The organism is Altererythrobacter sp. MTPC7 (assembly GCF_042851395.1).
In the GTDB taxonomy this organism is placed as follows: Bacteria; Pseudomonadota; Alphaproteobacteria; order Sphingomonadales; family Sphingomonadaceae; genus CAJXSN01.
Genome location: NZ_BTGS01000006.1, coordinates 64,745 through 78,505, shown reverse-complemented (window position 1 = coordinate 78,505; position 13,761 = coordinate 64,745). Strand labels below are relative to the sequence as shown.

General features: G+C 62.4%; 12 protein-coding genes. 1 reads left to right on the top strand and 11 read right to left on the bottom strand.

Going from position 1 to position 13,761, the window contains the following annotated elements; translation table 11 throughout:
- Window positions 1-125 precede the first annotated feature (125 nt).
- The 4 genes from lpdA to ACGHJ7_RS06870 are packed head-to-tail and all read right to left on the bottom strand — an operon-like array spanning window position 126 to window position 3,716.
- The gene (gene lpdA / locus ACGHJ7_RS06885; RefSeq protein ID WP_390475766.1) at window positions 126-1,541 is read right to left on the bottom strand and encodes a dihydrolipoyl dehydrogenase; all 1,416 of its coding nucleotides are present in this window, start codon (window positions 1,539-1,541) and stop codon (window positions 126-128) included.
- An 8-nt stretch (window positions 1,542-1,549) separates the two neighbouring features.
- Entirely contained in the window at window positions 1,550-1,948 is a 399-nt protein-coding gene (locus tag ACGHJ7_RS06880; RefSeq protein WP_390475764.1) for an acyl-CoA thioesterase, read from the bottom strand.
- A gap of 2 nt (window positions 1,949-1,950) precedes the next feature.
- On the bottom strand, window positions 1,951-2,412 hold the full coding sequence (locus ACGHJ7_RS06875; protein ID WP_390475762.1) for a hypothetical protein: 462 nt from the start codon (window positions 2,410-2,412) through the stop codon (window positions 1,951-1,953).
- Window positions 2,412-3,716, bottom strand: a complete 1,305-nt coding sequence (locus tag ACGHJ7_RS06870; RefSeq protein ID WP_390475760.1) for a pyruvate dehydrogenase complex dihydrolipoamide acetyltransferase — start codon at window positions 3,714-3,716, stop codon at window positions 2,412-2,414. The genes ACGHJ7_RS06875 and ACGHJ7_RS06870 overlap by 1 nt, the downstream gene beginning before the upstream one ends.
- A gap of 156 nt (window positions 3,717-3,872) precedes the next feature.
- On the opposite strand from ACGHJ7_RS06870, the gene ACGHJ7_RS06865 reads away from it, so the two are divergent.
- Window positions 3,873-4,328 carry a universal stress protein gene (locus tag ACGHJ7_RS06865; RefSeq protein WP_390475758.1) on the top strand — a complete coding sequence of 152 codons (456 nt, stop codon included), beginning with the start codon at window positions 3,873-3,875 and terminating at the stop codon, window positions 4,326-4,328.
- 25 nt (window positions 4,329-4,353) lie between these two features.
- Here the strand turns inward: ACGHJ7_RS06865 and ACGHJ7_RS06860 are convergent, their stop codons facing one another.
- The 7 genes from ACGHJ7_RS06860 to ACGHJ7_RS06830 form a co-directional block, all read right to left on the bottom strand.
- A complete protein-coding gene (locus ACGHJ7_RS06860) occupies window positions 4,354-4,869 on the bottom strand; it encodes a peroxiredoxin-like family protein (RefSeq protein WP_390475757.1) in 516 nt (171 codons plus the stop codon).
- 50 nt (window positions 4,870-4,919) lie between these two features.
- Window positions 4,920-7,286: a ribonuclease R gene (gene rnr, locus ACGHJ7_RS06855; RefSeq protein ID WP_390475755.1), complete on the bottom strand. Its 2,367-nt coding sequence runs from the start codon at window positions 7,284-7,286 to the stop codon at window positions 4,920-4,922.
- A 24-nt stretch (window positions 7,287-7,310) separates the two neighbouring features.
- Window positions 7,311-8,729 carry a M28 family peptidase gene (locus tag ACGHJ7_RS06850; RefSeq protein WP_390475753.1) on the bottom strand — a complete coding sequence of 473 codons (1,419 nt, stop codon included), beginning with the start codon at window positions 8,727-8,729 and terminating at the stop codon, window positions 7,311-7,313.
- A gap of 32 nt (window positions 8,730-8,761) precedes the next feature.
- Window positions 8,762-10,306 carry a proline--tRNA ligase gene (gene proS, locus ACGHJ7_RS06845; protein WP_390475750.1) on the bottom strand — a complete coding sequence of 515 codons (1,545 nt, stop codon included), beginning with the start codon at window positions 10,304-10,306 and terminating at the stop codon, window positions 8,762-8,764.
- 58 nt (window positions 10,307-10,364) lie between these two features.
- Window positions 10,365-10,931 (bottom strand): polyhydroxyalkanoate synthesis repressor PhaR, encoded by a 567-nt coding sequence (gene phaR / locus ACGHJ7_RS06840; RefSeq protein WP_390475747.1) that lies wholly within the window; start codon window positions 10,929-10,931, stop codon window positions 10,365-10,367.
- A 115-nt stretch (window positions 10,932-11,046) separates the two neighbouring features.
- Window positions 11,047-12,102, bottom strand: coding sequence for an alanine racemase (locus ACGHJ7_RS06835; protein ID WP_390475745.1), 1,056 nt, complete (start codon window positions 12,100-12,102; stop codon window positions 11,047-11,049).
- Between the two features lies 1 nt (window position 12,103).
- Entirely contained in the window at window positions 12,104-13,759 is a 1,656-nt protein-coding gene (locus ACGHJ7_RS06830; protein WP_390475743.1) for an MFS transporter, read from the bottom strand.
- Window positions 13,760-13,761 lie beyond the last annotated feature (2 nt).

The following is a 13,761-nucleotide window of genomic DNA, read 5'->3' as shown; positions in this document are numbered from 1 at the left end:
GGTCCTGAATTCGGATCGTGAGGTCCGGCGCTGGTCCTTGACCGGTGCACCAGTCGGCCACCGCGAGTTCGCAGCGTTAGATGACCTCGTGACGTCACGAAGCCATGACGTCACACTTATTTTCCCTATATATGCAACGCCTTACCGTATGCGGAGAGGACGCTTTCATGCATCATCTCGCTCAGCGTGGGGTGCGCGAACACCGTGTTCATCAGCTCGGCCTCGGTCGTTTCGAGGGTCTTGCCGACGACGTAGCCCTGGATCAGTTCGGTAACTTCGGCACCTATCATGTGTGCCCCCAGCAGCTCGCCGGTATCGGCGTCGAAGACCGTTTTGATGAAGCCCTCCGCTTCACCCAGCGCGATGGCCTTGCCGTTACCGATGAAGGGGAAATTTCCGATCTTTAGCTTGTAGCCGGCTTCCTTAGCCTTCGCTTCGGTCAGGCCGACGCTGGCGACTTGAGGATGGCAATAGGTGCAGCCGGGAATGTTGCTGCGGTCGAGCGGATGCGGGTGGACTTTGCCATTCCCCAATTCCTTCGCGATCGATTCCGCTGCGGTGACGCCTTCATGGCTTGCCTTGTGCGCCAGCCACGGGCCCGGTGTGCAATCGCCGATTGCCCACAGGCCCTTTGATTTCGTGCGCCCGAAATCGTCGATCTCGATGAAGCCGCGTTCCATTTTTGCAAGGTTTTCCAGTCCGATATCAGCTGTGTTTGGCTGGATACCGATGGCGACGATGGCGTGACTGAACTCGTGGTCGGCCACTTCGCCCTTGTCGTTCTTGATTTTCGCCTTGACGCCTTCGCCCGTTGCCTTGAGGTCTTCTACCCCGGCTCCGGTCAAGATTTTCATACCCTGCTTTTTCAAGGATTTGTGCAGGAAAGCGGAGACCTCCTCATCCTCGACCGGGACAATCCGGTCGAGCATTTCGACCACCGTCACGTCTGCGCCCATATCGTTGTAGAAGCTTGCGAACTCGATGCCGATCGCGCCCGATCCGATAACCAGCAGTTTTTTCGGCATTTCCGGCGGCGTCATGGCCGTGCGATAGGTCCAGATCCGTTTCCCGTCGGCAGGGGCGAAAGGCAGGTCGCGCGCCCGCGCTCCGGTCGCAACGATGACGTGCTTTGCCGAAAGCTGCTCTTCGCCCTTGTCGCCTTTGGCGGTCAGCGAGGTCGGACCGGTCAGCCTGCCCTCACCCATGTGAACCGTGATCTTGTTCTTCTTCATCAGGTGCGTGACGCCCTGGTTGAGCTGCTTCGCAACGCCCCTGCTTCGCTTGACTACGGCGTCGAGGTCGGCCTCGATCTTGCCTGCGACGGAAAGGCCGTAATCCTTGGCGTTCTGCATCTGGTGCAAGACCTCTGCCGAGCGCAAGAGCGCCTTGGTCGGGATGCAGCCCCAGTTGAGACAGATGCCCCCTAGCAGCTCACGTTCGACGATCGCGGTCTTGAGGCCCAGTTGTGCGCAGCGGATCGCTGCAACATAGCCCCCCGGGCCGGACCCGAGAACCACGACGTCGTATGATGTTCCAGCCATAAATCCCTCTAATCGTTTGCTGATTCCGCGGCGATAGAAGCCTGTCGGAAGGGCCGCGGTTTGTCGTCTTCGCCCAGCATGACGAATTTGAATGTGCCGCCCGCCACGCGGGTTTCAGCCTCGCCGTTGCGGGTGCGGGCGATCGCTTCGGCGTTAATTGTCAGCGAAGTCGTGCCGGTGTCCGCGATCTCGCAATAGACCGAGAGTTCATCCCCGACCTGCATGGCGCCCGGGAAGGCAAAATCGGTGGCAGAGACGACCACGGCCTTACCCTGCCCCTCGCGGCTTGCGAGCGAGCCGGCCCCAAGGGCCATCTGCGCCATCAGCCATCCGCCGAACACGCCCCCATAGGGATTGAGATCGGTCGGCATCGCGGTGACGCGGATCATGGGCTGCCGGTCCTGCATGGTTATCCTGCAATAAGTTTCAGATAGTCGTCACGAACCCAGCCGGAACGGCAGGGCCCGTCGTAATCGCGCACAGTCGCCACCGGGGAGCCGGTTCCGCAACCCGCGCTATCGGTGTCATCCGGCGCGTAGACGATGCCGACCCATCCGCCGACACGCTGGCACATGGCGACACCGGCTCCTGCGGGGAGCGCGTCGACCTCCTCCGCAGTCCCCGCCGGTGCATTGCGGACTGTCAGCCGCGCGTCCTGTGCCGCCCCGATATTGGTCACCATGCCGAAAGCCGCGCAGGCATCGAAACGCGGTCCGTCGAAACCGATGCGCACCGGTCTTTCGGAAACGGTTGCTGTCCGGTCGATCGGTTCGATGACAGGGGAAGGCTCGTCGGGATCGTCGCGGATCGGCTTCGAGCAGCCGGCAATTGCCACGCACAGCATCAGAAGGAGTGCGGGCGAAAGCTGCATCAGACGACGAGACCCATCGGGTTCTCGCAAAGCTGCTTGAACGCTTCCATCAGTTGCGCGCCGTCCGCCCCGTCGATCGCACGGTGATCGAAGCTGCCGCTGGCGCTCATGACGGTGGCGACCTGCAGGCTGCCGTCGACGACGTGCGGCCTTTGTTCACCGGCGCCGACAGCCAGGATCATGCCTTGCGGCGGATTGATGACCGCGTCGAACTGCTTGATCCCGAACATGCCGAGATTGGACAGGCTGGCCGTGCCGCCTTGGTATTCATGGGGCTGGAGCTTGCCGTCGCGCGCCTTGGCGGCCAGTTCCTTCATCTGGGTGCTGATCTGGCCGAGGCCCTTAGTATCGGCTTCGGTGATGATCGGCGTGATAAGCCCGCTCGGCGCCGCGACAGCAACCGACACGTCGGCCCGCTTGTATTTGTGCACCGTGTCGCCCTGGAAGCTGACATTGCATTGCGGCACGCGCATCAGTGCCCGGGCCAGCGCCTTGATCAAGAGGTCGTTTACGCTGAGCTTGATGCCATCCGCCTCGAGGCTGGCGTTAAGCTGTTTGCGCAGCGCCAGAAGCGGATCAAGATTGACGTCGATGGTCAGGTAGTAGTGCGGAACCTGCTGCTTGCTCTCGGTCAGGCGGCGGGCAATCACCTTGCGGACATTGGTGAGCTTCTCTTCCTCGTAAGGCGCGCCGAATTCGCTTTCTGCCGGGGTCACGGACGGCGTGCGAGGCGCTGCCATTTCCGCATTCGGATCCTGCTTTTCAGCTGCCTTGCCGGCCTTCGCGTCCTCGACATCGGCCTTGACGATCCGGCCGCCCGGCCCCGAGCCGGTTATGGCCGCAAGGTCGATCCCTTTTTGCGCTGTAATGCGCTTCGCCAGCGGCGATGCGACGATCCGGTCGCTGGAATCCTTCTCAGCTTTCGGTGCAGGAGACGCGGGATTGGGCTCCTCTGGTTCCTGCGATTGCGCTGGCGACGGGGCCGGGGCAGCCATTGCCGTCTCTTCGGAAGCGTCATTGCCTGAGGCCGGCGCCGCCTTCGCTGCTTCTTCCAGGTCTTCACCGTCTTCGGCCAGCATCGCGATCACGGTCCCGACAGCGACGCCTTCGGTCCCTTCCTCGACGGTGATGGACGCGATCGTACCTTCGTCCACCGCTTCGAACTCCATCGTCGCCTTGTCGGTTTCGATTTCGGCCATGATGTCGCCGGCAGAGATGCTGTCGCCGGGCTTTACCAGCCACTTGGCAAGTGTGCCCTCCTCCATGGTCGGGGACAGGGCGGGCATCTTGATGGGCGTGGGCATAAAGCGGACGAGGTCCTTTGCAGCGCTGCTATCGTTCCTCCCCAACGCTTAGGCGACATATCCGCCACGCGGCAAGCATCTTGGCCCCGGGTCCGAAGGGCAGTCTTGCCATGCATACGTTTTCAGCCGAAATACGCTGGCAGAAAGAGGGGGCAGATGCGCGTTTACCTTACGATTATCGACGAAACGGACGAAGCACGCAAAGCGCTGAGGTTTGCAGCCAACCGCGCAGCAGCGACTGGCGGTGCCGTTCATATCTTGGCGCTCGTGCAACCGCAGAACTTCAACGCTTTCGGAGGCGTTCAGGCGACGATCGAACAGGAAGCCAGGGACCGGGCAGAGGCCATCGCCAACAGTGCCGCCGGTGCACTGATGGATGACGAGGGACGAATGCCGACCATCGCGGTCAAGGTTGGTGAAGGCCAGGCTGTGATCCGCGAATATCTCGATGAACATCCGGAAGTCGCGGCGCTGGTATTGGGCAGTGCGGACGAGGGAACACCCGGCCCCCTCGTCGCGCATTTTTCAGCCAATGCAGGCAAGCTGCCCTGCCCACTCTACATTCTTCCCGGCGGTATCACCAAAGAGGATATCGATCGTCTTTCGAAATAGACGAGAAGCGCCCTCGCCCGCCTGATTATGTCAGTGTGCCGCGCGTCGGGTAGTCGTTCTTCTGAATGAAATCGATGCCGTCCAGCAGATCGTCGAGGGGTGGCCGCGTGAACGGTGCGTTCTGAACCACCTGAAAATACAGTTCGCCGTCGGGTTTGACGAGGAACATTCCGGGCTCCGAGAACATGTCCGGTTCTTCGCTACCGCTACGCTTCTCACTGATGAACAGGCCGTATTCGCGGGCCTTTTCCTCGCTCAGGCCATAAGCCAGCGGCAGGTCATGGGAGTCCCACTCGTCATGCGCGACCATGGCGCGTTCTTCGCTATCCATCGAGATTGCGAAGACATTGATGCCGCGATCGGTGAAATCGCTCAGGCGGCCGCCGATTTCCTCCAGCTGACCCTTGCAGATCGGGCAGTGCTTGCCGCGATAGAAGACAAGCATGGTGTAGGTATCGGGCTTCTGTTTCGACAGTTCGAAACGGGCATCGATGGTCAATGGCAGGTCGAGGGAAGGCACTTTCTGGCCGGGGGTAAGCATGGATAATTCTCCTTTTGCCTACCAATGACCGGCCAGCCCTTCCCGTTCCGCTATTTCCTGCGGCCCTGATGGCGGATGTTACCGGGCCTGCCGCGCTTGCCGGTCATCCGCTTCGGCTTGCCTTTCGCACCGCCCTGGCCCCCGCTTCCGGACGGGCGTTTTCCCTTGGGCTTCCGAGCCCCCTTGCGCTTGTCCGATGGTCGATCGCCGCGCGGTTCGACGGGGCTGCCGTCCCCAACCGGGATCTCGAATTTCAACGCGCCGGTCAGGGCGTTCGCCTCGCCGAGTTTCAGTTCCAGCCTCTGCCCTACCTCGTAGTGCGTCCCGCTGGTTTCGCCGATCAGCGCCTGTGCTGCCTCGTCGTAGCGGAAATATTCGCGTCCCAGCGTGGAAACCGGTACCAGCCCGTCCCCGCCAAGACCGACGATCGTGGCAAAGAAACCGAACCCTTGCACGCCGGTGATACGGGTTTCGAAGGTTTTGCCGACGCGCTCCGAAAGCCAGGCTGCGACATAGCGGTCGACCGTGTCACGCTCGGCCTCCATCGCGCGCCGCTCCGTCTTGCTGATCGCATCGGTAATCTGGGAGAGGTTGTCGCGGTCCCGTTCAGCCAGCCCGGACTGTTCCGGCAGGCCGTTCTTCGGTTTTGGCTGTTCGAGCCGGTAGGCATCGACCAGCGCCCGGTGGACCAGCAGGTCGGCATAGCGACGGATGGGCGATGTGAAGTGCGAATAACTTCCCAGCGCCAGGCCGAAATGACCGGCATTGTTCGGCCCGTAATAGGCATGTGTCTGGCTGCGCAGCACCGCTTCCATCAGCAGCGCCTTTTCCGCCGGGTCCGAGACATCTTTCAGGAACCGGTTGAAGATCGAAGGAGTCATGACCTGACCCATGGCCAGCGTCTTGTCCTGCGTGGCGAGATAATCGCGCAGGGCGATGATCTTTTCGCGGCTCGGCTGTTCGTGGACGCGGTAGACGGTCGGGGCAGCCTTCGCCTCCAGCGCTTTTGCGGCGGCGACGTTGGCTGCGATCATGAAATCCTCGACCACGCGGTGGGCATCCAGCCGTTCGCGCACGGCGATTTCCGCAATCCGCCCCTTCTCGTCGAGAACCACGCGCCGTTCGGGCAGGTCCAGGTCCAGCGGATCGCGCTTGGCCCTGGCATCGGCGAGCAATTTCCATGCCGCCCACAGGTTCCGCAATTCTTCGCCGGCGCTGTCATCGTCGATGGCCTTTTGCGCATCTTCGTAAGCAATGTTTCGGGTGAGACGCACAACGGCACGCGTGAACCGGTGGGAAGTGACCCGGCCCTCCGCGTCGATCCGCAGGTGGCAGGCCATGGCAGCGCGGTCCTCGCCCTGCTTCAGCGAACACACGTCGGCGCTCAGGATTTCCGGCAGCATGGGCACCACGCGATCGGGGAAATAAACGGAGTTCCCCCGCTTCCGCGCTTCCTTGTCGAGCGCGCTGCCGGGTCGCACGTAATAGGAGACGTCGGCAATCGCCACGATGGCGCGGAAGCCGCCTTCGTTCTCCGGATCGGGTTCGGCCCATATGGCATCGTCGTGATCGCGGGCATCAGCCGGGTCGATGGCCAGGATCGGCACGTCTCGCAGATCCTCGCGGCTGTCATGATGGAGCGGCAGGCTGGCCGCACGTTCGGCCTCTTCCAGCGTTTCTTCGGGAAATATATTGGGAATGCCGTGCTTCGCTATGGCGATCAGGCTGAAGGCCTTCGGGGCCAGCGGGTCGCCGACAATCTCGGTGACCTTGACGCCGGAGCGGTGGCTGCGTCCGGCAGGTTCGGCAAAGACAAGCTGGCCAACCTCAGCCCCGTTCAGGTCCGATACCGGCGACGAGTTGCGGACCTTCTTATCGACCGGGGCAAGCCATGCCTTGCCGGCCTTGTCGATCTCGATGACGCCCATCAGCCCTTCGGTCCGGGCGGGGAGCTTCTTAATCGGGTGGGCTTTCCAGCCATCCCCCGTTTCTTCCGTACGTGCCAGTATCCGGTCGCCGGTTTTCAGGGCTGGCATCCCTTTCTGCTTGCCGCCGCGACCGCGCTTCCCCTCGACAACGAGGAGACGCGGTGGATTGGTTTCGTTTTCGGGTGACCAATTGTCGGGCTGCGCCCAGAGATCGGTATCGTCGATTTCGACAATGCGCAGGACGGTGACCTTTGGAACGCCGCCCATGCGGTGAAATGCTGTCTTGCGCCCGTCGATCAGGCCTTCTTCGGCCATGTCCTTCAGACGCTTCTTGAGGGCTATTTTCTCCTGCCCTTTCAGGCCGAAGGCCTTGGCGATCTCGCGCTTGCCGGCGGGAGTTTCGCTGGACTGGATGAATTCGATAATCTGTGCGGGTGTCGGCAGGCCATGGGGCCGGCCTCCGCGTTTCTTGTTTATGTTCTGTGTCATGTGCCCCGCTATATGGGGACGGCTTTACTCGCTGTCATCCTCGTCTGCCGTGATCGGCGCAAAAGCACCTGCCGGCACTGCGCTGGAAACCGGGCTGCACGCCCCGACGGCAGAGCAGGCATTGACGCCGAAGATCCAGTCGTCACCGCGCAGCGGAACGGCCAGTTCGACGCTCGTTCCGGTGTCCATGACATCGGCGCTCCATTCCTGCCCCAACGTTCCGGAAGGGACCTCATCGCGCCAGGAAGGCTCGAACGTCCGGCGTACCTTCACATGATAATGATGCGCGCCGGGCACGGCGTCCCACGACATGAGTGTATCGGTCCGCACGGCAGCGTCGGCTTGGACCGATGGCGGCATCGGCGCCCGAGCAAGCCGGTCGAGCGCGCGGACGTTCAACTGGGCTGCACGGGTGAGATAGGTCCAGTCCAGTTCGTCTGCGGTATCGCCATAGGTGATGCCGTCCTCGACGCGCAGGTCCTGGTGCTGGTGCTCGTAATCCTCCACTGCGACCGTCACGCGCACGGCGGGATAGCCCCGGTCGAGGAACGGTATCTGGTCCCCGCCCCGCCCCATGCGGTCGGTCCGCCAGATCTGTCGGACCTGCATGCCGTCCGGGTGCGCCTCGGCAACGCCTTCGAGCCAGCGGGACAGATTGCGTCCGGGCGAATCGTTCTCCCCGCCAAAACGGCGCTGGCTTGCGCGAACATCGTCCGTCAGGTCGGCGCGCGGACCCTCCGAAAAAACGCGGACGTTCTCCTCGTCGCAGAAACCGTCGCTACCGCAGCTATTGCCGATCATGTCGTTGTTGAGGACCGCCTTCACGGTCATGCCCTGTTCCGCGATCCAGTCGGCAAGGATGCCGGCGCCATAAAGCCCCTGCTCCTCGCCCGACAGCAGGGCGTAGATAATGGTCGAGGGATATTCGCGCTGTGACAGGATGCGCGCGGCCTCAAGGATCATCACGCTTCCCGACCCGTCGTCATTCGCGCCGGGCGCGTCGTCCACTGCGTTCAGCGGATCGGTGACGCGGCTGTCGTAATGACCCTGGACGATGACGACTTCGTCCGGCCGGTCGGTCCCGCGCTGGATGGCGACGGCGTTTCGAACCAGTGTCGGTTCCGGAATGCGGCGTCCGTCGGGTTCCACGACCTTTCCGACCGGCAGAACTTCAAGGCAATCGCCGCACGCCTGCCCGGTCCGGGAGAACTCCGCGAGGGCCCAGTCGACCGCCGCGCCGATCCCGCGCTCCGGATCGTCCTGCGCCGAGAGGGTATGCCGGGTGCCGAAACCGATAATGGTGTCCATGTCCGCCTGCATCCGCTCCGTGGACACGAGCGGGCCGGGATCGGCATTGGCCGATTGCGTTCCAGCATCCTGCGCGGCTGCCGGCACGGCTGCGGTGGTTGCGACGAGGGCGGCGGCGACGAGGGATTTGCGCATGGACGTCTTTTCAGACGTTTAACTGCGCGCGGTCAATACGCCTTTGCGACGTAGATCTTCTCGGCAGCGGGTTCGCCGGTGAAGATGCAGGTTCCGGTGGCCCCGGCATCATCCATCGGGACGTTGCGAACGGTCAGCTTCATTTCCTTGAGCTGTTCCACCACCTTCTCCAGCGCCTCGCCAGTGGGTTTCGACCACTCCACTTCGGCCCAACCGGGGAATTTCGCGTCGGCAGAGAAGAACGCGCGCAATCCGTCCAGGGTCGTGATGTCCCGCCTTATGTTGGCGTCGCGGCGCTCGCGAGCCTGGGTAAAAAGCGTGTTCTGGATATCTTCGAGCATGGCGGCCATTCCGGACGCAGCCTCTTCGCGGGAAGGCGTCTGGAAAGCCGGCTTCCCGTTATCCAGGTTCCAAAGATCATCCCGGCGAAGCAGGCTGACGACGCCGTTTTCCATGTCGCGCCCACCAACTTCGATGATGACGGGCGCGCCCTTGCGCACCCAGTCCCACCTCTTTGCCGCAGCCTTGCCGGGCTTCGTGTCGAGCAGCACGCGGATCGGTTCGCCCAGCGCCTGTTCGCGGATCAGGCTGGCGCGCAATTCCTCGCAGTAATCGATCAGCGCTGCATCTTCCGGCTTGTCCCGCAGCATCGGCAGAATCACGACCTGGTGCGGTGCGATGCGCGGCGGTACGCGCAGCCCGTCATCGTCGCCATGCGTCATGATCACGCCGCCGATCATGCGGGTGGACACGCCCCAGCTGGTCGTATGGCACAGCTGTTCGCCGCCCTCGCGGTCCTGGTACTTTATGTTCGCTGCCTTGGAAAAGTTCGTGCCAAGATAATGACTGGTGCCGGCCTGCAAGGCCTTGCCGTCCTGCATCATCGCCTCGATCGACCACGTTTCCACCGCGCCGGGAAAGCGCTCGTTTTCCGGCTTCTCACCAGCGACGACCGGCATCGCCAGATCTTCCTCGGCGCAGGCGCGGTACACTTCCAGCATGCGGAGCGTGTGTTCTTTGGCCTCGGCCTCGTCGGCATGGGCAGTATGCCCTTCCTGCCACAGGAATTCGCTGGTGCGCAGGAACATGCGGGTCCGCATTTCCCAGCGCACGACATTGGCCCACTGGTTCAGCTTCAGCGGAAGATCGCGCCAGCTGCGAACCCAGCGTGCCATGGCGTCGCCGATGATGGTTTCGGAGGTCGGGCGAACGATCAGCGGCTCTTCCAGCTTCGCCTCGGGATCGGGCTTCAGACCGCCCTTCCCGTCGGCGACGAGCCGGTGATGCGTGACGACTGCCATTTCCTTGGCAAAGCCTTCGACATGCTCCGCCTCTCGCTCGAAATTGGCGAGCGGAATGAAGATCGGGAAATAGGCATTGTCGTGGCCGGTCACCTTGATCCGGTCGTCCAGCAGGCGCTGGATACGTTCCCATATGCCGTAGCCCCAGGGCCGGATGACCATGCAGCCCCGCACCCCCGATTCTTCCGCCATCTCGGCTTCGGAAATGACCGACTGGTACCAGGCTGCAAAATCGTCTTCCCGTTTGACGGAAAGGGCGTGGCGGATATTCGACATGGGTTGCGTGTCCGTAATTCGTTGACGGCGCCGGTCCGGCGCGCGCTGTCAAGTGGCGTTACTTGCCCAGCTCGTCCAGCTTCTTCTGCATGGCTGCCATCTGGTCGCGCAATGCCGATAGCTGGTCATCCGATCCGGCAACAGGGTCCGTCGGCGGCGAGTCCGTTTTCTGACCCGCACCGGGGATGAAGGCCTCGGTCGCAGCGCGCATCATCGCCATGTTGGTTTCGTGCATCCTGGCCAGCAGGCTGCCACCAGCCGTGTTCTTTGCCGCTTCCTGCCATTTGGCCTGGTTTTCGCGGAAGTTCTGCATCGCGGTTTCGAGATAGGTCGGCATGACCGCCTGCATTGAATTGCCATACATGCCGATGATCTGGCGCAGGAAGCTGATGGGGAGTATGGGGGCGCCTCCGCTTTCGGCTTCCATGATGATCTGGGTCAGGATCGACCGGGTGATATCGTCGCCCGATTTGGCATCCTTGACCTCGAACTCAACACCGTCGCGGGTCATCCTGGCCAGGTCTTCCAGCGTGATGTAGCTGGAGCTCTGCGTGTTGTAGAGCCGCCGGTTGGCGTATTTCTTGATGATGATCGGCTCTCCGGAAGCCGTGTCCTTGCCTGCCATGCCGTCTCTTTCCCGCGGTCCTGATTGCCTCTTGTGCAGCAGTGTAGCATCACGCCGTGCTGCACCGCAATGAGCGCACTGCAAAATACCGTTGCGATGCAACGAAGTGCAGTCCTCAGCTGCGCATTCGCTGGCCCAGGATTGTCAGCAATTCGTATTGGGAAAGCCCACTGACCCGCGACGCGGACGGCAGGTCGTAAGGAACATTGAGCCAGTCGCCGAGGCCAACGTCCGGTGTATCCCGAAGATCCACGATTGCCATGTCCATCGACACCTTGCCAAGCAGGGCCAGTTTCCTGCCGTCATGTTCCAGCCAGCCATGCGCGCCCCAGCAGCGCAGAAAGCCATCGGCGTAACCCAGCGATACGGTGGCGACGCGCATCGGTTCGCTTGCGGTAAATTCCCGGTTGTAGCCTACGCTGTCGCCTGCATTCAGCTCGTGGACCTGGATAATCGAGGCGCGCGGAAAAGCGACCTGCCTGATCCGGCCTTCAAGCTCAGGCCGCGGGACGCCGCCGTAAAGCGCGAGACCGGGCCGCGTGAGATCGAAGGCGTATTGCGAACCGAGCCCGACACCTGCGCTGTTGGCGATGCTGAGTTCGCTCGCCCCGACAACATCCTTCACTGCATGGAACGCGGCAAGCTGGTCGCCGCTGGTTTCCCCGTCTTCGTCGGCGGAGGAAAGGTGAGACATCAGGATGCCGACATCCAGCGCTGCGATTGCGGGGTCACGCGCCTGTTCCGCAGATATGCCCAACCGGTGTATGCCGGTGTCGATCATCAGATGGCATTCGCCGCCACCCGACTGGTTCCACAAGCGCGCCTGGTGCAGCGAATTGATGACCGGGCGAACCCCGGTGGCCCGCGCGTACTGCACTTCTTCCGTTGTATTGACGCCGTGCAGCACGGCCAATTGACCTGCCTCAACATGGCGCAGGACGCCGGGAACCTCGCTCCAGTGGGCCACGAAAAAGTCGCGCGCGCCGGCTTCCAGAAGGACGGGTAGACAGGTGTCGACGCCCAGGCCGTAGCAATCGGCCTTGATCGCCGCACCGGCGCGTGCCGGACGGGAGAGACGATCGAGGAACCGCCAGTTCGCTCCCAGCGCATCGCGGTCGATGTCGAGGCGTATGGTTGGCGGCGGGACCGGGGGAAGGTCTTCGATTCTCACGTCAGCTTTCGGCGCGCTCTTCGAAATCTTTCGGCGGTCCGTCCGGCAGGCCCCACCAGGCTACGATTACGCCGAAAGCGACGACGCCCCATGTGTACCACAGCCCTGCATACAGGTCGCCGGTTCGCGCAACGATGATGCCTGCGATCAGAGGCAGGAAGCCCCCGAGATACCCGGCCCCGATGTGATAGGGAATGGACATGGAGGAATAGCGGATGCTCGGCGGGAACATCTCGGCCAGCAGCGCGGCAACGGAGCCATAGGTAAGCGCCGAAAGAAGCCCGAGAACGAGCAGCACGCCGACGATCCCGAGGAGGCGCATGGAATCCGGTTGCTGCTTCGAAAAATCGAAACCGTATTCGGTAAGGGCCGCCCGGACCCCCTCGCTTCGCGCAGCGCCGCTTTCCAGCCACTCGGGCGCGATTGCGATGTCCTCACCGCCCGCTGACAGGCCGAGCGTGGCGGCCGGTTCGACGTCGTAGGTGACCCCGGAAGCGGTCAGCGTTTCCAGGAGTTTTCCGCAGGGTGTCTGCTCGCGGTCCAGCAATTCGGCAAAGGGATCGGTCGTGCAATTCGCCCCCCCCACGACGACGGGCGTACGCTCCGATGCCTCGGCGAGACCCGGATTGGCGAGGCTGCCCAGCGCCCAGAAGGCCGGAAACAGCAGTGCGAGCGACAGGATCGCACCGATGATGATCGGTTTCTTGCGTCCGACCCGGTCCGACCATTTGCCGACCAGGATGTAAAACGACATGGCGAGGAGGCCGGATACGAGCAGCAGAAGTTCGACCGTCAGGTCGGCGACATGCATCGGGCCGCGCAGGAAGCTCATCCCGGAAAAGAACGCGGTATACCAGATTGTGGTCAGCACGCCGGTCACGCCGAACAGGGTGACGAAGATGCGCTTCTTGTTCCCGGGATAGGTGAAGCTTTCCACGAAGGGATTGCCGGAAATCTTCCCCTCGGCCTTCATGGCCCGAAAGACCGGGCTTTCCGAAAGCTTGAGCCGCATCCACAGCGAGATGACGAGAAGCAGTATCGAAAGCAGGAACGGGACACGCCAGCCCCAGGCGGCGAAATCGTCCTCCGGTATCAGGAACCGGCAGGCCAGCACGACGATGATCGACAGGACGAAGCCGCCAACGACGCTCGCCTGGATGAAGCTGGTGTAAAAACCCCGCTTTTCCGGCTTCGCATGTTCAGCCACGTAGATCGCCGCGCCGCCGTATTCTCCGCCGAGAGCCAGACCTTGGAGAATGCGCAGCAGGATGACGATTATGGGAGCAGCAACCCCAATTGTTGCGACCGTCGGGATCAGGCCGACCCCGGCAGTTGCGATGCCCATCAGCGTGACGGTGACGAGAAAGGTGTATTTGCGGCCCAGCCGGTCCCCGAGAAAACCGAACAATACCGCGCCAATAGGCCGGAAGGCGAAGCCAACGGCAAATGTCGACCACACCAGCAACAGGCCGAGCGTGTCGTTGTCGACATCGTAGAACGCGTCTTTCAGGATGTAGGCGAGCGTCCCGTAGATGAAGAAATCGTACCATTCGAAAATCGTGCCCGCGGAACTGGCGGCGATGACGAGACGGATTTCCTTCTCGCTGGGCTCGCGTGTTCCGACGGCTTCCGGCGATGGTGCTGTTGTTTCACTCATGA